We start from the raw sequence: 18,491 nt of genomic DNA on the forward strand, positions 1-18,491 counted from the left end.
CCCACTACCTGCTAAGGGCGCCATATGAAAGACGTGGAACGCAGAGATCCACAGTCACCCGACAAGAAAAAAGCGAATCCGGAAACCGCGGGAGCACGAACCCCGAAGCGGGCTGCGGAAACCGCCGAAACCCAGAATCCTCTCTCCCCCAACTCCGTGCTCAACTACCAGCATCTGCTCGGCAACAGACGGACAACCGCACTCGTACAGCGAACAAAACACACGGCCGACGACGCCCTCGGCGAGCGCACCTCCGCTGATCCCACCAGAACCACTGGAAACAGTGCCGGAGCATCAGCGGCCGCCCCGTCCACGGATGTCGTTCAACGCGTAAGCGGCAGGCGCCGCCGCTCACCCGACTACAACGAGGGTGCCGAACACAGCGCAAAACGAGCACGCCCCGATTACGACATGGAAGCGTCCGGCGCGGAAGAACACCCCGGAACGCTCATCGTCAAGCAGCCCGGGTACGCATCCGGAGACCAGTTCGGCATCCTTGTCGCACTGCTCAGCAAACCGGAAATGCAGGTCGTGATCGGGCGCAACAGGAATCCCACCGCCCAGGACCGCACCCCCGATAAATCACATGATATCGAGAAATTCTACCGGGATAGCGGAATCGATCAGAGCCGCATCCACATCGCGTACGCCGAAAGCATGGAGACGCGGGTCCAATGGCACGCCCTCGACAGGGAGAGCTGGGAAGTAGCGGAAAACGAGTTCGGGATAACCGACCGCCACAATCAAGAAGAGATCATTGAAGGCAACGAAGCAGGCACCAGATATGTTGCAGAAAATTTCTCCGAAGCGGATCGGGATAAACTTCGAGATTCGTTCGGCCTCAGCAGCGACGTCGAGGACAACGACGCCCGGATACACGATTGGCTCGCCAAGAAGGGCATCCGACTGCAAGAAACCGGGAACCGGGTGCTGGTCCTGTGGTCGCGGTTCAGCGGAAAGAAGTACAACTGGAAGAACCTTCGCGGACTCATGGAGAACGACACCAGCTTCGAAGGTGTGCGGCAAATAATCCGGCAAACCGTCAACCACTACGACACGATCCTGATCACTGGCGACAAGCACCCGACCAAGGAAGGAAAGTGGTCGAGCCTGACCGACCAGATGCGCAGAGAAACGAACACCGACAAAATACATGAAATCACCGAGTTCTGGAACGAGAACTCCGCCGAACTGAAAGCATGGGAAGGCAACTCCCGGACCCGGCAGTACCGCCTGTACGACTACCTGCACAGAAAACATCGACTCACCCACCTGGGCTTCCGGTCCGGAAACCTGGAAGCCGTCGCGCTCATCGGCCACAAGGTGCGCTACATCGAGGACAGCAGTGCGTTCGGCGGCAGCAGAATGACCGCCTGGCATGACACCAGTGACGGAAAGACGAGATCCGGAGGTATGGCACCCGGGTACGAAAGGATTCAGATCAACGAAACCAGCACCGGTTCAGGTCGCCACTCCAACGAATACCGAGAACTTCACGGGAAGGAGGCCTGGCTCCGATTCAGCGCAGCCGACGGCAAGCCGCTCACATCCTACTTCAAAGAATCAGGGTTCGCGCTCCGCGACCTGCAGACGATCCTGGACGAAATTGCCAACGGGGACGACCTGGACGATCCGATCAAGCGCAACGAATTTGAGCTCTTCAGACTCGAGCACCTGGCAAAGAGACTCACCACCCTGAGGAACAGGGCAGCGGAGGAGCCGATCAATCCCGAATACAACGCCGAACAATTGAATTGGGACCAGCAGCGCCGAGATTACGTCATCGGCTATCTAGACAATTTCATCGGCGACCTGACATACACGGTCACCTACTACCAGCAGCTCCCGGCCGATGACAGTCAACGAGGGTCGATCAAGGAGTACGCCAATCAGCTGTTCTGGAGCTTGAAAGAGATCGAAGGCGCTTTGAAGCAGTACTTGCACTGAAGAGGCGCTGAGTCGCGGAAGCAGGCCCCGGCGTTCCCTGGCCTGGAGCACGCAACCCACAGTTCCCGGTCAATGGGAATCGTGCGGTTCGCTGCGACCAGCATCCGTTCCTGGCCGTGCGGGGGATCAGGGATTTTCCAGGACTCGCCGCGCGGTGGCCTCGGCTTCGCGCTCGAAGCGGTCCGACGGGTCGGAGACCTTGAGGCCGTCGCCGTTGTCGGTGCCCGCCACCGGACCGGAGCGCTGCTGGAGGACGTGGGTCAGCTCGTGGGCGAGGGTGTGGTTGTCCGCGCCGCCCGATCCCACGACGATGTGGTTGCCGGAGGTGTAGGCGCGGGCTCCGAGCTCGGCCGCCGATCGTTGGGCCGTCGTGTCGGTGTGCAGGCGGACGTTGGAGAAGTCCGCGCCGAAGCGGGCCTCCATGTCGGTGCGGACGGACGTGTCGAGTGCTTGCCCTGGCGAGCGCAGCACGTCGTGCACGGTGGATCTCTGCACCTGGGCGTCATCGCTGTGCTGGGCGCCGATCATCCGCGCGACTGCCGCGTTTCCCAGGGTTCGCTGGAGGTGCAGGACGTGCGCCGCGGATCCGGGGGCGGTGGCCGGACCAGTGGTGTCGGTTTCCACCGGCCGCGCTTTCGGCGCTGATTCCCGCTCGGCGTTGTCGTGCTCGCGCATCGGGTTCCTCCTCGCGACATAGCTGTCCACCACTGGTACCGCGCGACCGGAGCCGCCGGAATGGCCGGACGGGCAGAGCTGGGGGCAACCGCTCCCGGAGGCAAGGTCCGGTTGCCCGGAGAGGCAGGGGTGCTGCCCTCGGTGGGGGCCGCGTGGACCTGTTCGGGTGCCGCGCGGGGCGCGAAGCTCGGTGGCACGAGCGCCTCAGACGAAGGAGCGAACATGCCGTCGTACCTGTCCCCTGGCGTTTACGTCGAGGAGGTCCAGAACGGGGCCAGACCGATCGAGGGGGTCGGGACCGCCGTTGCCGCCTTCGTCGGTTTCGCTTCGCAGGGGCCGTTCCACGAGCCGACGCTGGTGACGAACTGGAACCAGTACGTCCAGACCTTCGGCGGGTTCGACGAGAACTACCTGGGGCGCTCGGTGTACGGCTACTTCGCCAACGGCGGCGGCGCCGCGTACGTCGTGCGCATCGGCGGGCCGTCCACCGCCGCACACGCCGAGCCCGCACCGGCTCCGGTGGAGATCGGCGGGTTGCGGATCGCGGCACTGCCCGGTGCGGGTGCCGACCTCACCGTCGAGGTCGCCGATGCCGAGGGTGAGAACCCGCCCGAGGACCGGTTCCGGCTGGTGGTCAGCCAGGGCGGCAAGGTGGTGGAGACCTTCGACGTCTCCACCAAGAAGAACGTCAAGAGCTACGTCGTCAGCCAGGTGCGCGAGCGGTCCAAGCTCATCGAAGTCACCGAACGCGGCAGCGCGGCGCTGACCCGGCCGGACAACCAGTCGGTCGCGCTCGCCGCCGCACCGAGCCCGGCGGCACCGGCCGCTGTGGACGCACGGGAGTACGTCGGGGACCTCGCCGCGCGGACCGGGTTCGGCGGGCTGGAGACGATCGACGAGATCACCATGGTCGCGGTGCCCGACCTGATGAGCGCACACCAGCGCGGCCTGATCGACGCCGAAGGCGTGAAGACCGTTCAGCTGGCGGCGATCTCGCACTGCGAGCAGATGGGCGACCGGGTCGCGCTGCTGGACGCCCCGCCCGGGCTCAACGCCCAGCAGGTCCGGGCCTGGCGGTCCGAGCAGGCCGGCTACGACTCGAAGTACGCCACCCTGTACTACCCGTGGATCAAGGTGTTCGACCCGGCCAGCGGCCGCAACACGATGGTCCCGCCCAGCGGGCACGTCGCCGGGGTGTGGGCGCGCAGCGACGCCGAGCGCGGGGTGCACAAGGCACCGGCGAACGAGGTCATCCGGGGCGCGGTGGACCTGGAGGTCAACCTGAGCAAGGGCGAGCAGGACATGCTCAACCCGATCGGGGTGAACTGCATCCGGGCGTTCGCCGGGCGCGGCATCCGGATCTGGGGCGCCCGCACGCTCTCCTCCGACCCCGGTTGGCGCTACCTCAACGTGCGGCGGCTGTTCAACTACCTGGAGGAGTCGATCCTGATCGGCACCCAGTGGGTGGTGTTCGAACCGAACGACGACCGGCTGTGGTCGAGCATCCGGCGCAACATCAGCGCCTTCCTGCACCAGGCCTGGCGCGACGGCGCGCTGTTCGGCCGCACCGCGGCGGAGGCGTTCTACGTCAAGTGCGACCGCGAGAACAACCCGCAGGAGTCGATCGACCTCGGCCAGGTGGTGTGCGAGATCGGTGTCGCGCCGGTCAAACCCGCCGAGTTCGTGATCTTCCGGCTCTCCCAGTTCTCCGACAGCACCAGTCTGGTCAGCGAGTAGTCCCGACAGCGCGGAAGGCGACGGGTAGTCATGGCACAGGGCGACACTCTCTCCACCCACCGGTTCGGCGTCCAGCTCGGCGGCATCACGGTGGAGTCGGTCAAGGAGATCAGCGGTCTGACCGTCGAGCAGGACGTGGTCGAGACCCCGCAGGTCACCCCGACCGGCGAGCGGATCTACAAGAAGCAGCCCGGTGGGCAGAAGGGCGGCGAGGTGACCATCACCCGCGGCCTGGACAAGAGCTCGGCGTTCACCGACTGGATCAAGAAGACGCTGCTCGACGGCGACGTCGAAGGCGCCCGGGAGAACCTCACCATCGAGATCCAGGACTCGCAGGGCGAAACGGTGCGCCGGATGCAGCTGTTCGACGCCTGGGTCAGCAAGTGGGACGGCCCGGAGGTCAGCGCGGGCGAGTCCAACCCGGCGACGGAGAAGGCCACCATCGTCTTCGAGCGGATCGAGGTCGAATGAGGCGACGCATCTCCTCGCTCGGCGAGCTCGACGAGGTCGCGGGCAAGAACCGGCAGGCTAGGTCCGCGCCGGCCCAGCACGACGAGTTCGAGTTCGAGCTGCCCCGCGGCTACGTGCACACCGACGGCACGCTGCACCGCCGCGGCCGGATGCGGCTGGCGACCGCGAAGGACGAGCTCCGGCCGCAGATCGACCTGCGGGTCAAGGAGAACCCGGCCTACCTCAGCGTGGTGCTGCTCAGCCAGGTGATCACTGGGCTGGGCGAGATCACCGACGTGCACGCGGGCGTGGTGGAGAACATGTACGCCACCGACGTGGCGTTCCTGCAGGACTTCTACCGGCGGATCAACAGCGAGGGGCACACCAGGGCCGGGGTGACCTGCCCGTCCTGCGACACCGCTTTCGAGGTCGACCTGGCAGGTGGGCGCCTGGGGGAATCGTGACGTACGCGGCCGACCGGCTGCACGAGGAGGTCGCGTACATCGCCTACCACTTCCACTGGACGCGCGACGAGATCCTGGACCTGGACCACCGCGAACGCCGGCGCTGGGTGCGCGAGATCGCGCAGCTCAACACCCGGGTGAACGAAGGGGGGTGAACCGTTGGGCCTGCTGGACCTGTTCCGCCGCCGACGCGACGACACGCAACCGGCCCCGGATGCCGCCGTGTCCGATTGGGACGGCGGATGGCGTCGGGTGGCCCGGGATCCCTCGGTGCTGCAGCGCGCGTCTTGCGATGTGACCGGGGCCCAGCGGTTCCGCAGCTCCGTGGCCTCGTTCCGCGATCACGGCGTGCTGACCGGCCTGGGGCACCGCCTCGACCCCGGCGCGCCTGCCGGGATCCTGCACGGGCTGATCCAGCCGGTCGCCGGTATTCACGTGCAGCGTTCGGTGAGCGGGGACCTGCCGTTGCGGTACCGCCGTGACGAGCCCGCCGATCCGGGCGATGGGACTGGTGAGCCCGTCGGGACTCCTGTCCCGGTCGTGCAGCCGCGGCGGCTGTCACCGCCGTTGACCGTGGCGCGGCCTGCCAAGTCGCGTGTGGTCCGGACCGTGCCCGTGGTTCGTCCGCGATCCGGCGTTCCGGCGGGCGTTTCGCAGCCGGTCGTGAGCAGCCCGCCTTCCGACGGCATCGATTCACAGTTGGGCGTACCTCCATCGCAGGCCGTGCAGCGTCAGGTGACGCCGTCTGGAGCTGGTGAGCCGCTGCGGGATCTTCCTCCGACCGCCGTCGTGCTTCCCACCAGCGAACCGGCGGAGGGCATGCCTTTGGCCAGCGGTGCGGCAGTACCCGAGGCACGGACTCCAGTGGTTCAGCGAAGGACCACTACCGGCGCCCGGGAACTGGAACGGGCGGGTGGTGAGCCACCGTCGGGAGCTGGCCCTCGTCTGGGGATCGGCGCGCCGATCCCGGAGATCCCGAAGTCCGCGATTCCGGTCAGCACCGGGAGTGCGCCGGATCCACCCGAGTCCGCGCCACTGCTGGCGGCTGCTCCCGAGGTGCAGCGCCAGTCAACGGCGGCAGAATCACCGGGCGCCGCTGCTCCGGATCGACTTGCCGGGACGGCAGCGCATGACAGCAGTCCGAGCGCCGAGATGGCCGTGCAACGTCTTCCGCGCACCGCTCCCGAATCCACCAGCACGGAACCTCCTGTGCAGCGGCCAGTCAGGCAGCACGTGCATGAAACTCCCGACCCACCAGGTGCTCCGACGCTTGGACGATCCTCTGCACCTCAGGAGACGGGCCACGTGGTGCAGCTTGATTCCCTCCCCGACTCCACCCTCGCAATGCCAGGAGCGGCACCTCCCGAATCCAGCCGTCCGGTGGCAGCCCCGGAAGCCGGGGATGCGATCGTCCAGCGGCTGTCGAGTCCTGAGGTGACGCGTCCAGGAACCGAGAACCCAGTCGTACGTCGAACATCGCCTCCCGAGTCCGGTCATTCGGCATCGGCGCCGGACGCTGTCGTCCAGCGAGTGGTGCACTCCGAAGCCGGGGATCCGGCGGCGCGCGCAGAAAGCCCCCGAACGCGCGCCCCCGACGCGGGAACCTCAACTGCTCCAGCAATCCATCTGGATCAGCCCATGTTGCCTGACGCACAGCATCCGGTGGTTCGACCAAGTTCTCCCCCTGTATCCCGGAATTCGGCGATCTCCCCGGAAAACCACGCCGAACGCCGAACGCGCCTACCCGATGCCGGAGGCTCTTCGACGGATCCGGAAGTCCACCAGGCCAGGCCCGTGCTGTCTGATGCACAGCACCCGGTGATTCAGCGAACTCCCCACGCTGAGCCTGAAGGATCGGCAAGCTCGGAACTTCCGAGCCGCGCGCCCGAATCACGAGGTGCCGAGCATCCAGTCGTGCAACGAACACCTGCTTCCGAGCCCGAACAGCCAGTTGCCCAGCACACTTCGGAGAATCCGCGCGGTGTGGCCGCTCCATCGAACACCGAATCCCTTGTGGCGCAGCGGCAGTATCATCCCCATGCTGCTCGGATTCCGGAGCTGGCCAGCGGCTCGCGGCAAGCGAAGGAACGTGAGCACTCGCCCCGGGCAACACCTGATCCCCGAACACTCGCGTCTGCGGACTTGTCGAGGTCCGATGCCCCGCTGATCCAGGACACCGCTGCTGTGCAGCGAATTCCGCTCCCGAGCGGAGAGGTCACCAGCAGCGTTGAGCTGTCCAGGGCAGCGGAAGAGCCGCTTCCGGTGCCATCGACCGAGCGGCTCCCGCAAGGCATCGCGGCGCAGACTCGGGGAAGTACCGAGTCACCTCGTCCGGCACAGACCGCGACGGCCCCTGTCCAGCGCCGGGCGCGGTCGGACGATGCCGTACCAACGAGTCTTGGCACGCCCGCATCGCACGTTCAGCGAGTCCGGCCGCTGCTGGGAACACGACAGCTCACCACCAGCACCGTTCGAGAGCCGACCCCTGCGGCCGTCCACCGGACCCCACCGGTGGCACAGTTGCGGGCCGTTCCGCCTCTCGCGGACCCGGTCACGTCCGTGCAGCGCAGTCCGGTGGAAGTGCAACGCGCCCGCCTTTCAACACCTCGCCCGACGCAGCCGCTGGACGCCCCGCCGGTGAGCAGGCAGGTCCAGGAACCGCACACACCAGCACCTCCGGTGACGACGGTGCAGCGCGCGACCACGTCCGTCGACCGGCCGAGCGGGCAACCGGGCATCCGGGTTCCGGGAATCCCCGCCGGAGTGCCGGTCACCGTCGTCCAGCGGGACGCGCAACCGGCCCCGGCACGGCAGCAGGACGACGCGGGCACCAGGGGCGAACCCGATGTCGAGGAGCTGGCCCGGCGGCTCATCGAGCCCGTCGGGCGGCTGCTGCGCGCCGAGTTCCGGCACGGCAGGGAACGGATCGGGCGGCTGCACGACCGCCGCCGCTAGGAAGGAGAGTTGTCGGTGCCGCAGGAGATCTTCGCATCCAGCGTGTTCTTCCGGCTGACCATCGCCGGCGACGACCTGGGCAGGTTCCACACCTGCAGCGGGCTCGGCGCGCAGGTCGAGGTGGAGCAGTTCGCCGAGGGCGGCAACAACGGCTTCAGCTGGCAGCTGCCCACCCGCATCACCTGGTCCAACATCACCCTCACCCGGCCGGTCACCAAGGACACCACCAAGATCTCCCGGTGGCTGGCGCAGACCATCCGGCGCACCGAGCGCAAGAACGGCGAGATCGTCGCGCTGAAACCGGACCTCACCCCGATCGCCCGGTGGCAGGTCCTCGGCATCGTGCCGGTCAGCTGGCAGGGACCGTCGTTCGACCCGGGCAGCGCCGAGGCCGCCGTCGAGACGCTGGAGATCGCCCACGAAGGACTGGAACCCGCGTGATGGCCACCGCACCGGGGAAGAACCTCGCCCGCGCCGCACTGCTGATCATGGAGCCGCCCGCGCAGGTCGGCGCGAAGCCGGGCGGCACGATCAAGCGGGTCAAGTTCCAGTTCAACCCGAATCGGCTGTCGCTGACCAAGAGCACCGAGTGGCGGCGCAAGCCCACCCGGATGGCCAGCGAATCGGCGCTGCCCGAGTTCGTCGGCAGCGGCCCGCGCTCGCTGTCGCTCGAAGTGTTCCTCGACGCCACCGCGACCCACGACGGTTCGGTGGAGGCGAAGGTGGAGGAGCTGATGCTGGCCTGCGTGCCCACCCCGAAGAGCCTGGCGGCGAAGAAGCCCGCCAGCCCGTGGGTCCGGCTCGAGTGGGGCACGGCCAAGACGACCTCGTTCGACGGGGTGCTGTCGAGCTTCTCGGTCGACTACTCGCTGTTCGACGTCGACGGCAAGCCGCTGCGCGCCACCTGCTCGCTGAGCATCGACGAGGCCGGCGCCGACACACCGGGCCAGAACCCGACGTCGGGCTCGGACAACGCCCGCCGCACGCACCGGGTCGTCGCCGGGGACAGCCTGCCGCAGCTCGCCTGGCACGAGTACGGCGACGCCGGCCAGTGGCGGGTGATCGCCGAGGCCAACGACATCGACGACCCGATGGTCCTCGTTCCCGGAACCGAGCTGCTGGTCCCGGCCCTCGAAGACGCGCCGGGCGGTGCGTGATGGGCGGCGCCGGCGCCGGGCGGTCCATCGCCGCCGACCCGGTCGTGACCTCAGGCGGGCCGCTGCCGCCCGCCTGGCAGAAGCAGCTCACCGGCTGCGTGGTGGACGAGAACGTCGGGCTTCCCGACACCGCGACCCTGACCTTCCGGGACCCGGACCACGAACTGCTCACCGCGACCGGCATCACCATCGGCGCCCCGCTGGCGGTCTCGGTGGTCACCACCGGCAGCCGGGCACCGGAGGAGCTGTTCGCGGGCGAGGTCACCGCGCTGGAGCTGGATTCCGACGGCACCGGTTCGTTCACCGTGGTGCGGGCCACCAGCAAGGCGCACCGGCTGATGCGGGGCCGCAAGGTCGTCGCGTTCCGGAACATGACGGCGACCGCGATCGTGCGGAAGGTCGTGACCGGCGCCGGGCTGCGCCCCGGCCGCATCGAGGCGAAGCCGATCACCTACCCGCAGCTGTCGCAGGCGAACGTCTCGGACTGGGAGTTCCTGCAGGACCTGGCCCAGGAGCACGGCGTCGTGGTGCGGGTCGACGGCAAGGGCACCGTCGACTTCGCAGCGCTCGACCCGGCATCGGGCGCGCCCGCCCCGACCACCTCGGCGGCCAGGAGCCCGTTCGTGCTGGAGTACGGCCGCAACCTGATGGCGCTGCGCGCCGCGCTCACCGCCGCCGACCAGGTCGACTCGGTCGAGGTGCGCGGCTGGAACGTGGCCACCAAGAGCCCGCTGCTGGCCAGGGAATCCCCGGCGACCAGCGACACCGTGCGGCCGGGCCTGACCGCGTCGAGCGCTACGCGCAAGTTCGGCGGGAAGGCGCGGTTGCTCGTCGCCGACACGCCGTACGGCACGCAGGCCGAAGCCGCCGCGGCGGCGCGCTCGCTGGCCGAATCGATGCGCGCGGGGTTCGGGGAGTTCGAGGCGGTGGCCGAGGGCGACCCGAAGCTCCGAGCCGGGACACCGGTCGCCCTGGGCAACGTCGGGAGCGCGTTCTCCGGCAAGTACACCGCGACGGCGGTGCACCACGTGCTCGAACCCGGTCAGGGCTATCGCACCACGGTGCTGGTCAGCTCCTCCCCGGACCGGTCGCTGGCAGGCCTGGCCGCCGGTGCCTGCGCCGCCCGCGGCCCGCGGATGCCCGGTCTGGCCACCGGGATCGTCACCGACATCAAGGAGGAGGGCCGGGGCGAGCGCGGCCGGGTGCGGCTGAAGTTCCCCTGGCTGGATCCCGACTACGTGACCGACTGGGTCCGCACCGTGCAGCTCGGCGGCCAGGGCGGCGGCGGGGTGTTCAGCCCAGACGTCAACGACGAGGTCCTGGTGGGCTTCGAGCAGGGCAGCCTCGACCGGCCGTACGTGCTCGGCGGGCTCTACAACGGCCGGGACAGCCCGTCGCCGCACGACCTGCCGCTGGTGGACCGCACCAGCGGCAAGGTCAACCGGCGTTCGCTGGTCTCCCGCAAGGGGCACCGGCTGGAGCTGATCGACTCGGCCACCGGCCCGCCGGGCATCCGCCTGGCCAGCGGGGACAAGCGGCTGGACATCAGGTTCGACGAGAAGGCGAACACGATCGAGATCAGCGTGCGCGGCCCTGGCGGGCGGCGGGTGCTCAGCTCCGTGAAGCTCACCGCCGGCGGCATCGAGCTCGACGCGGGAACCGGGGACATCACCCTGTCCGGCAGGTCGGTGTCGGTCAACGGCCGCACCGGCGTGGAGATCGACGGCGGTGCGAGGGCGACGCTGCGAGGCGCCATGGTCCACATCAACTAGAACCCGCGACCCAGCGAGCGAGAGGAGTTCCCGCGATGCCACCAGCCGCCCGGATCGGCGACCAGACCGCCCACGGCGGTGCCGTCGGCACCCCACCGCCGGCCGCCGCCGCGAAGGTGGCCACCGTGCTCATCGGCGGCAAACCCGCTGCGGTGACGGGAAGTCTGCACGTGTGCCCGATACCGCACCACGCCGTGCTGGGGCCCGGCAACGTGCTGCTGCCCGGACCGCCGGGAGGTCGCGGTGCGGTGCTCATCGGCGGCCTGCCCGCGGCCCGCGTCGGGGACAAGACCACCTGCGGCGCGCAGATCGTCCTCGGCGCGATGAACGTGCAGATCGGAGGCGGGGCGTGAGCGATCGCTTCATCGGCCGGGGCTGGGGCTTCCCGCTGCGCGTCGACGCGACCGGCGGCATCGGCATGGTCGAGCGGGAGCAGGAGATCGAAGAAGCGATCCGCCTCGTGCTGGGCACCGCACCCGGTGAACGGCCGATGCGCCCGGAGTTCGGCTGCGGGATCCACGACTACGTGTTCGCGCCGAGCGACGGCGCGACCGCCGGGCGCATCGCCCACGAGGTGCGCAGCGCGCTGCGCCGCTGGGAACCCCGGATCGAGGTGTCCGACGTCGTAATCGCCTTCGACAGCGTCGAGGACGGCGTGCTCTACATCGACGTGCACTACACCCTGCGCGCCACCAACGATCCCCGGAACCTCGTGTTCCCCTTCTACACGATTCCGCGCAGCGGTGAGCCGGGAGACGCGAGCTGATGTCACTGCCGATGCCGAACCTGGACGACCGCCGGTTCCAGGACCTCGTCGACGAGGCCAAGCGCCACGTGCAGCGACGAGCCCCGGAGTGGACCGACCACAACGTCTCCGACCCGGGCGTGACGCTCATCGAGACCTTCGCGCACATGGTGGACCAGCTCGTCTACCGGCTGAACCGGGTGCCGGAGAAGAACTACCTCGCCTTCCTGGAACTGCTGGGAATCCGCCTGTTCCCGCCCGCGGCGGCCCGGGCTGATGTGACGTTCTGGCTGTCGGCGGCACAACCCGAGGTGGTGCTCCTGCCGCGCGGCACCGAGGTCGCCACCGCGCGTTCGGAGACCGGTGACGCGGTCGTCTTCGCCACGACCGAGGAGCTGCCCATCGTGCCGTGCGAGCTGACCGCGCTGGTGACGATCTCGGCCTCGGGCGAGCAGGCGAACCGGACCGACGACCTGGACGCGAACAAGGACGTGCCGTGCTTCCAGCCGGAACCGGCGGTCGGCGACGCGATGCTGCTCGGGTTGAGCAACGCGGTCCCCCGCTGCGTGGTGGTGCTGCGGTTGGACAGCCAGGTGGAGGGCATCGGTGTCGACCCGCGGCAGCCCCCGCTGGTGTGGGAGTCGTGGGACGGGGTCGGCTGGGCCGAGTGCCAGGTCTTCGACGACACCACCGGTGGGCTCAATCGGCCCGGCGAAGTGGTGGTGCACGTGCCCGCCGGGCACGCTCCCTCGGTGGTGGCCGGGGCGCGCGCCGGTTGGCTGCGCTGCCGCGTCGTCGCCCCTGAGGACGGCCAGCCCTTCTACTCCGAGTCGCCGACCGTCCGGGTCGCGGAGGCGTTCACGATCGGCGGCATCACCGCGGTCGAGCACGCCGAGACGGTGACCGACGCGCCGCTGGGCGTGTCCGCCGGCGTGGCGGGCCAGCGGTTCCGGCTCGACCGGGCTCCAGTGCTCACCGACGGCGAACCGGTGGTGGTGCAGGTCGCCGACGGCGAGGGCTGGGAGGACTGGCACGTCGTGGAGCACTTCGGCGACTCCGGCCCCACCGACCGGCACGTGACGCTGGACCCGACCAACGGCGAGTTCGGCTTCCCACCGGCCGTGCGCGCCGCGGACGGAACGCTGCGCCGCTACGGTGCGGTACCTGCGCGGGGCGCCCAGCTCAGGGTGCCCAGCTACCGCACCGGCGGCGGGCGAGCCGGCAACGTGGCGCGCGGCGCGATCTCGGTCCTGCGCAGCTCGGTGCCCTACATCACCGATGTCGAGAACCGCGAAGCGGCAGCGGGCGGGGTCGACGGGGAGACCGTCGACGAGGCGAAAGTGCGCGCGCCGCACCAGCTCCGGGTGCAGGAACGAGCCGTCACCGCCGAGGACTACGAACTGATCGCGCGACAGGCGGCCCCGGCCGCCGCCAGGATCCACTGCCTGCCCGCCGGGGCGCGCAACGAGCCCGGGGCGGCGAGGGTCCTGGTGGTGCCCGACGCCGTGGCCGATGTCGGCGACCGGATCCGGTTCGAGCAGCTGATCCCGGCGGAGCAGATGCTGGCCGCGATCGCCGCCAGGCTCGACGAGCGCAGGCTGCTCGGCACCCGGTTGATCGTGGAACCACCCTTCTACCAGGGAATCACGGTGGTGGCGCGGATGCGCGCGGGACGATCGGACCCGACGCGGGTGCGCCGGGGCACCCTGGACGCGCTCTACGGTTACCTCAACCCGCTGCGCGGCGGCATCGACGGCACCGGGTGGCCGTTCGGGCGGCCGGTGCAGCTCGGCGAGGTCTACGCCGTGCTGCAGCGGGTCGAAGGCGTCGAGCTGATCGACGAGGTCCGGATGTTCCCCGCCGATCCGATCACCGGGCAGCGGGGAGCGCCGGTGGACCGCGTCGAACTGGCCGCGCACGCACTGGTCTTCTCGCACCAGCACCAGGTGCTGGTGCAACCCGATGGAGCGGCCGAAGGCGGGGCGCCGCGATGAGCCGCCGGGAGGTCCCCGACCTGACCAGCCGCTACCCGCTGGGCGACCTGCTCCCGGGGATGTACGCCGGGGACGACTTCGCCCAGCGGCTGACATCGGGGCTGGACGCCGTTCTCGCCCCGATACTGTCCACTCTGGACAACATCGCGCACTACTTCGACCCGCGGGTGGCGCCCGAGGACTTCACGTCCTGGCTGGCGAAGTGGGTGGCGGCCGACCTCGACCCGCCGTGGCCGCCGGCCCTGCGCCGGGTGTTGCTCCTGCGAGCCGTCGAACTGCACCGCTGGCGGGGCACCGCGCGCGGACTGGTGGACCTGCTCCGGCTGTGCGCGGGCGTGCACGCTCGCGTGCTCGACGGGCCCGGGGCGACCTGGTCCACCCGGCCGGGCAACGCCCTCCCCGGCGCTGCCACCGCCCACGCCGTGATCCAGGTCTGGCCGGGCCGTTCGCAAGTCGACCGCCAGCAGGTCGTGACGTTGGTGAACTCGGTGTGCCCGGTGCACCTCGGCTGCTCCGTCGAGGTGCTTCCCGGGCCACCGCAGCAGGAGAGGGGGTAGTGCGATGCGTTCCTGCACGACGTGCGGTGCGCAGGTCGCCCGCGATGACGACTTCTGCGGCACGTGCGGCACCTATCTGGGATGGGGCCCGGAGGCCGATGAGACAGCACCGGCCGCCGAGGCCCCAACCCAACGCATTCCCGCCGGGACGTCCGACCCGGACCAACCCGCGGCCGTGCAGCCGGCGGTCCCGGTCGCGCCACGGCCCGAGTCGACCGCACCGGCGGAGGAAGCCGCTCCCGATGGCCCGCCGTGCCCCGCGTGCAGCACACCCAACCCACCTGGTCGGCGGTTCTGCCGCCGTTGCGCACAGCCGCTGGCCCCCGCTGCCGAACCGGAGAAGACGCCGCGCCGCACCCGCCGCGCCCGGAACTTCGACGGGCACAAGGTGTTGCGCCGGCTGATCGTCCTCTGCGCGCTGCTGGTCCTGGTGATCGGCGGCGTCCTGCTCTACCCGCTCGGCGAGTACGCCGTGCAGGACTTCCTCGACAAGACCTCCGACACGGCCCGCATCGGCCCGGTGCACACCACCGCCAGCGCGGAGCTACCCGGTCATCCGGCCGCGAACGCGATCGATGTGGTCAACGGCGAGTACTGGGGCGCCCCGGGTCCCGACGCATGGATCGAATTCGACTTCGACCAGCCGTTCCGGCTGGTGAGCATGCTGGTGACGATCGGCCCGTCCAACAAGGCCGAGCTGTTCGACACCCAGGCCAGACCGACGTCCGCGCACATCACCGCGACCAGTGTCGACGGGCGTGCCGAAACGCGGATCGTGCAGCTGGCCGACCATGCGGACCCGCAGCAGGTCAACATCGGGGTCAGCGACGTCAAGCGGGTCCGCGTCGAGTTCCAGGGCGCCACCGGCCTCACCGAGGGCAAGCACGTGGCGGTGAGCCTGATCGAGTTCTTCAGGCGGAACTGAGGGCGGTCACGTGTGGAAGCGCGTCGTCTCGCCGAGCGCTGCCCGTCCGGTCTCGATGTGGTTGACGGCCGCGGAATCCCGGGCGTAGCCGAAGGAAATGCCGAAGAGGACCTTGCCTTCGCTGATCCCCAGGCAGTCGCGCACCACGTCGCCGTAGAAGCCGAGCATGCCCTGCGGGCAGCTGGCGACCCCGTACGCCGTCATCGCCAGCATCAGCGTCTGCCCGTAGATGCCGATATCGGCGGCCATCCGCTCGTCCGCGTTGGACGGCGCGAGCAGCAGGGCCACGTGCGGCGCTCCGTAGAATCGGAGACTCTCGGCCTGGAAGGCGTCACGTGCCTCGTGGTCCGCACGGCCGATGCCCAGTGCGCCGTACATCGTGGCGCCGAAAGCGGCCCGGCGCGCCCTGTGCACCTCGCTGTACAGCTCCTCCCGGTACGGGAAGTCCACGGAGAGGCGCTGCTCGGCGTGCGCGGCGAGCAGCGCCTCGCTCAGCCGGTCGCGCGCCGCGCCGCTGAGCACTTCGACGTTCCAGGGCTGGGTGTTGGAGTTCGAGGGAGCCGCGCCCGCCAGGGAGAAGATCGCGCGCAGCGTCTCGTCGGGCACCGCGTCCGGCTGGAACGAGCGCACCGCTCGCCTGCTCCGGATCAGCTCTTCGGCGTGTTCGGCCATGGTGGTCACTTCGGTGCTCCTCGCTGGGTTTCCGGTGGGTGGAACACCCACCTAAGTACACGCTTACGTTTACATTGCGGCACGCTAGCACACGGGAGCTCGTTAAGTACACGGCCCTGTACACTTAGCGGGTGGCCGAGCAGCAGGCGCCCCAGCGCCGCAAAGGACGAGGCGGGCGCGAGCGCATCCTCGCCGCGGCGAACGCGCTCTTCGAAGCACAGGGCATCAACGCGACCAGCATGGAACAGGTGGCCGCCGCCGCCCCGGTCTCCAAGCGCACCCTGTACGCGCACTTCCCCACCAAGGACGACCTCGTGGTCGGCCACCTCCGGGAGCTCGTCGAGTCCGGCCGCACCCTGGAGGGCGTGTTCGACCGCACGGACCTCACCCCCGAGGAGCGCATCCTCGCCTTGTTCGCGGCACCCGGCCACGAACCGATCCGCGGCTGCCCCTTCATCGACGCGGCAGCCGAATTCCCCGACCCGGCGAGCCCGGTCCACGAGTTCGCCGCCGAGCAGAAGCGCCGCCTGGCAACCCGCCTCACCGAGCTGACCAGCGCGCTGGGCGCGACGAATCCCACCGCCCTGGCCGAACAGCTGGCCGTCCTGGTCGACGGCGCGGCCAGCCGCTCCATGGCGCTCAACGACAGGGACTGCCTCGAGCACGCGAAGGCCGCAGCGCAAGCGCTGCTCGCCGCCAGCACGAGCGCGACGCCTGGCTGACGTTCAGCCGCTCAAGGCATCAACCTTGGGCGACTTGCCATTTCGACGCCGATTTCTTTTCAGGAAAACCGCGGTCAATTCGGCGTGTCGTTGCGCCCTTCGCTTGGAATTCCTTGGCATCGCGTCGGAAAGTTCACCTATCACGTTGAAAGCCCTGGTATTGCGGCGTCTTGCCACCTGATCGAGCGATGAAGAATTGTTTTCCGCTGTGGATAGTCGTTCCCATGGACGGGCTGGCGGTGATCTCCGATCCGGGTGTGGACACTCACCCGGCGGTTGCCGCACGCTCCGACGAGGAGCTGCTCGCCGCGATCCGCGACGCCGAGGCCTCGATGCGGGCCGCGATGGCCGTTCAACTGCGAGCCATCGCCGAAGCCGAGGACCGCGGACTCCCCACCGCGCAGAGCGCCCGGAGCACCGAGGCCTGGCTGAAGAGCATGCTCAACATCGCCGGCGGCGAGGCGAAAAGCCGGGCGATGGTGGCACGTCTGGCCACCGAGCGCACCACTCCCGAGGGAACCCCGGTGCCCGCCGAGCTCCCGGCCACCGCCCGAGCCATCGCATCCGGCACGATCACCGTGCCGCACGCCCGCGTGATCGCCGACGGCATCCGCCGGCTGGCGCCGATCAGCACCGCCGCCGAGCTGGAGCAGGCCGAGACCATGCTCGCCGGCTGCGCAGCCGAGCACTCCCCGCACCAGCTCTCCCGCCTGGTCGAGCGGACCCGCTACCACCTCGACCAGGACGGCGCCTACTGCGAGGAAGAAACCCAACGCGTCATCCGCGAGCTGAACTACGGCATCGCCGCCGACGGCATGACCGTCATCAACGCCCGCCTCGACCGTGAGACCGGGGCCAAATTCCGGGCCGTCCTGCAACCGCTCGCGGCCCCGCGCCCCACGACCGACGGCGAGCTCGACCCCCGCTCGCCCGCGCAGCGCAACGCCGATGCGCTCGACGCGCTGCTGGACATCGCCATCGTCTCCGACAAGCTGCCCCGGCCCGGCGGACAGCGCCCGCACATCGCGGTGACCATCGACTTCAACGACCTCGCACGCGCGCTCGGCAGCGACGGGCTGCCGGGCACGCTCACCGCGACCGGCCAGCCGATCACCGCCGAGAACGTGCGCCGACTGGCCTGCGACGCGGAAGTGCTGCCGGTCGTCCTCGGCAGCGACAACCTCCCGCTGAACGTCGGCCGCGCCGAACGCACCGCGCCGCCCCACCTCCGCGCGGCACTGCTCCTGCGCGACGACACCTGCGCGTTCCCGTCGTGCGACCGCCCGCCGGGCACCCCGGAAGCGCACCACCTGACGAGCTGGATCGACGGCGGCGCGACCGAGCTGAACAACCTCGTCATGCTCTGCGGGCACCACCACCGGGCGGTCCACAGCCAGCGCTGGACGATCCGGCTGGAAGAGGGCCGACCGGTCTTCACCCCACCATCCACAGTGGACCCGTCTGGCCGGCCGAGACCGGGTGGCCGTCCTACGGGCAGCGAGCACAACGACATCCTCCGGCGGGCCATGGGCGGCCCGGCGGACTCATCAGCGTGCGCCTGAACCGCCGACGCCCAAGACGGTAAAAATACCGTCAGAGCACCGCGGTCACCTTTCCGCAACGATACGAGGAACGGAATACGTCCTATCGCTGCGAGATTGGCGAATGTTACCCAGCACGTACAAAAAGGTCGTACCGCTGAGTACGATCGCATCGATC

At 69.4% G+C, this 18,491-nt stretch carries 18 protein-coding genes; 16 read left to right on the forward strand and 2 right to left on the reverse strand.

The genetic code is table 11. The features are described 5' to 3' along the window. Positions 1–24: 24 nt before the first annotated feature. Complete coding sequence (locus ATL45_RS35010; protein WP_143121558.1) at positions 25–1,947, forward strand: hypothetical protein; 1,923 nt, start codon at positions 25–27, stop codon at positions 1,945–1,947. A gap of 126 nt (positions 1,948–2,073) precedes the next feature. On the opposite strand, the gene ATL45_RS35015 is transcribed toward ATL45_RS35010, so the two are convergent. After that, positions 2,074–2,622 (reverse strand): eCIS core domain-containing protein, encoded by a 549-nt coding sequence (locus tag ATL45_RS35015; protein ID WP_093147003.1) that lies wholly within the window; start codon positions 2,620–2,622, stop codon positions 2,074–2,076. Positions 2,623–2,844: 222 nt separating this feature from the next. Between ATL45_RS35015 and ATL45_RS35020 the strand changes: the two genes are divergently transcribed. From ATL45_RS35020 to ATL45_RS35075, 13 genes are all read left to right on the forward strand, one after another. Next, complete coding sequence (locus ATL45_RS35020) at positions 2,845–4,359, forward strand: phage tail sheath family protein (protein ID WP_093147004.1); 1,515 nt, start codon at positions 2,845–2,847, stop codon at positions 4,357–4,359. A gap of 30 nt (positions 4,360–4,389) precedes the next feature. Next, entirely contained in the window at positions 4,390–4,830 is a 441-nt protein-coding gene (locus ATL45_RS35025) for a phage tail protein (RefSeq protein ID WP_093147005.1), read from the forward strand. Continuing rightward, on the forward strand, positions 4,827–5,273 hold the full coding sequence (locus tag ATL45_RS35030; RefSeq protein ID WP_093147006.1) for a hypothetical protein: 447 nt from the start codon (positions 4,827–4,829) through the stop codon (positions 5,271–5,273). Before ATL45_RS35025 ends, ATL45_RS35030 begins: the two co-directional genes overlap by 4 nt. Then, complete coding sequence (locus tag ATL45_RS39190) at positions 5,270–5,428, forward strand: DUF6760 family protein (RefSeq protein ID WP_170210435.1); 159 nt, start codon at positions 5,270–5,272, stop codon at positions 5,426–5,428. Before ATL45_RS35030 ends, ATL45_RS39190 begins: the two co-directional genes overlap by 4 nt. A gap of 2,419 nt (positions 5,429–7,847) precedes the next feature. Continuing rightward, positions 7,848–8,228 carry a hypothetical protein gene (locus tag ATL45_RS35035; RefSeq protein ID WP_143121559.1) on the forward strand — a complete coding sequence of 127 codons (381 nt, stop codon included), beginning with the start codon at positions 7,848–7,850 and terminating at the stop codon, positions 8,226–8,228. Between the two features lie 15 nt (positions 8,229–8,243). Then, positions 8,244–8,669: a phage tail protein gene (locus ATL45_RS35040; RefSeq protein ID WP_093147796.1), complete on the forward strand. Its 426-nt coding sequence runs from the start codon at positions 8,244–8,246 to the stop codon at positions 8,667–8,669. Then, positions 8,669–9,385, forward strand: coding sequence for a CIS tube protein (locus tag ATL45_RS35045; RefSeq protein WP_093147008.1), 717 nt, complete (start codon positions 8,669–8,671; stop codon positions 9,383–9,385). The genes ATL45_RS35040 and ATL45_RS35045 overlap by 1 nt, the downstream gene beginning before the upstream one ends. After that, a complete protein-coding gene (locus tag ATL45_RS35050) occupies positions 9,385–11,157 on the forward strand; it encodes a VgrG-related protein (RefSeq protein ID WP_093147009.1) in 1,773 nt (590 codons plus the stop codon). Before ATL45_RS35045 ends, ATL45_RS35050 begins: the two co-directional genes overlap by 1 nt. 35 nt (positions 11,158–11,192) lie before the next feature. After that, positions 11,193–11,510 (forward strand): PAAR domain-containing protein, encoded by a 318-nt coding sequence (locus ATL45_RS35055; RefSeq protein WP_093147010.1) that lies wholly within the window; start codon positions 11,193–11,195, stop codon positions 11,508–11,510. Next, positions 11,507–11,923: a GPW/gp25 family protein gene (locus ATL45_RS35060; RefSeq protein ID WP_093147011.1), complete on the forward strand. Its 417-nt coding sequence runs from the start codon at positions 11,507–11,509 to the stop codon at positions 11,921–11,923. The genes ATL45_RS35055 and ATL45_RS35060 overlap by 4 nt, the downstream gene beginning before the upstream one ends. After that, positions 11,923–13,896, forward strand: coding sequence for a putative baseplate assembly protein (locus ATL45_RS35065; protein ID WP_093147012.1), 1,974 nt, complete (start codon positions 11,923–11,925; stop codon positions 13,894–13,896). The genes ATL45_RS35060 and ATL45_RS35065 overlap by 1 nt, the downstream gene beginning before the upstream one ends. Continuing rightward, positions 13,893–14,453 carry a phage tail protein gene (locus ATL45_RS35070; protein ID WP_093147013.1) on the forward strand — a complete coding sequence of 187 codons (561 nt, stop codon included), beginning with the start codon at positions 13,893–13,895 and terminating at the stop codon, positions 14,451–14,453. The genes ATL45_RS35065 and ATL45_RS35070 overlap by 4 nt, the downstream gene beginning before the upstream one ends. A 4-nt stretch (positions 14,454–14,457) precedes the next feature. Continuing rightward, positions 14,458–15,378, forward strand: a complete 921-nt coding sequence (locus ATL45_RS35075) for an NADase-type glycan-binding domain-containing protein (RefSeq protein ID WP_093147014.1) — start codon at positions 14,458–14,460, stop codon at positions 15,376–15,378. 6 nt (positions 15,379–15,384) lie between these two features. Here ATL45_RS35075 and ATL45_RS35080 read toward each other — a convergent pair whose 3' ends face one another. Next, positions 15,385–16,050, reverse strand: a complete 666-nt coding sequence (locus tag ATL45_RS35080; protein ID WP_177241918.1) for a nitroreductase — start codon at positions 16,048–16,050, stop codon at positions 15,385–15,387. A 131-nt stretch (positions 16,051–16,181) separates the two neighbouring features. Between ATL45_RS35080 and ATL45_RS35085 the strand changes: the two genes are divergently transcribed. Both ATL45_RS35085 and ATL45_RS35090 read left to right on the forward strand, forming a co-directional pair. Continuing rightward, complete coding sequence (locus ATL45_RS35085) at positions 16,182–16,772, forward strand: TetR/AcrR family transcriptional regulator (RefSeq protein WP_093147016.1); 591 nt, start codon at positions 16,182–16,184, stop codon at positions 16,770–16,772. 224 nt (positions 16,773–16,996) lie between these two features. Further along, a complete protein-coding gene (locus tag ATL45_RS35090) occupies positions 16,997–18,334 on the forward strand; it encodes an HNH endonuclease signature motif containing protein (RefSeq protein WP_093147017.1) in 1,338 nt (445 codons plus the stop codon). Positions 18,335–18,491 lie beyond the last annotated feature (157 nt).

The sequence above is a fragment of the Saccharopolyspora antimicrobica genome (assembly GCF_003635025.1).
GTDB classification, from domain to species: Bacteria; Actinomycetota; Actinomycetes; order Mycobacteriales; family Pseudonocardiaceae; genus Saccharopolyspora; species Saccharopolyspora antimicrobica.

Coding starts and splice junctions, on each gene's coding strand:
- ATL45_RS35010 (WP_143121558.1), top strand. CDS start 25: ATGAAAGACGTGGAACGCAGAGATCCACAGTCACCCGACAAGAAAAAA.
- ATL45_RS35015 (WP_093147003.1), bottom strand. CDS start 2,622: ATGCGCGAGCACGACAACGCCGAGCGGGAATCAGCGCCGAAAGCGCGG.
- ATL45_RS35020 (WP_093147004.1), top strand. CDS start 2,845: ATGCCGTCGTACCTGTCCCCTGGCGTTTACGTCGAGGAGGTCCAGAAC.
- ATL45_RS35025 (WP_093147005.1), top strand. CDS start 4,390: ATGGCACAGGGCGACACTCTCTCCACCCACCGGTTCGGCGTCCAGCTC.
- ATL45_RS35030 (WP_093147006.1), top strand. CDS start 4,827: ATGAGGCGACGCATCTCCTCGCTCGGCGAGCTCGACGAGGTCGCGGGC.
- ATL45_RS35045 (WP_093147008.1), top strand. CDS start 8,669: ATGGCCACCGCACCGGGGAAGAACCTCGCCCGCGCCGCACTGCTGATC.
- ATL45_RS35050 (WP_093147009.1), top strand. CDS start 9,385: ATGGGCGGCGCCGGCGCCGGGCGGTCCATCGCCGCCGACCCGGTCGTG.
- ATL45_RS35055 (WP_093147010.1), top strand. CDS start 11,193: ATGCCACCAGCCGCCCGGATCGGCGACCAGACCGCCCACGGCGGTGCC.
- ATL45_RS35065 (WP_093147012.1), top strand. CDS start 11,923: ATGTCACTGCCGATGCCGAACCTGGACGACCGCCGGTTCCAGGACCTC.
- ATL45_RS35070 (WP_093147013.1), top strand. CDS start 13,893: ATGAGCCGCCGGGAGGTCCCCGACCTGACCAGCCGCTACCCGCTGGGC.
- ATL45_RS35075 (WP_093147014.1), top strand. CDS start 14,458: ATGCGTTCCTGCACGACGTGCGGTGCGCAGGTCGCCCGCGATGACGAC.
- ATL45_RS35080 (WP_177241918.1), bottom strand. CDS start 16,050: ATGGCCGAACACGCCGAAGAGCTGATCCGGAGCAGGCGAGCGGTGCGC.
- ATL45_RS35090 (WP_093147017.1), top strand. CDS start 16,997: ATGGACGGGCTGGCGGTGATCTCCGATCCGGGTGTGGACACTCACCCG.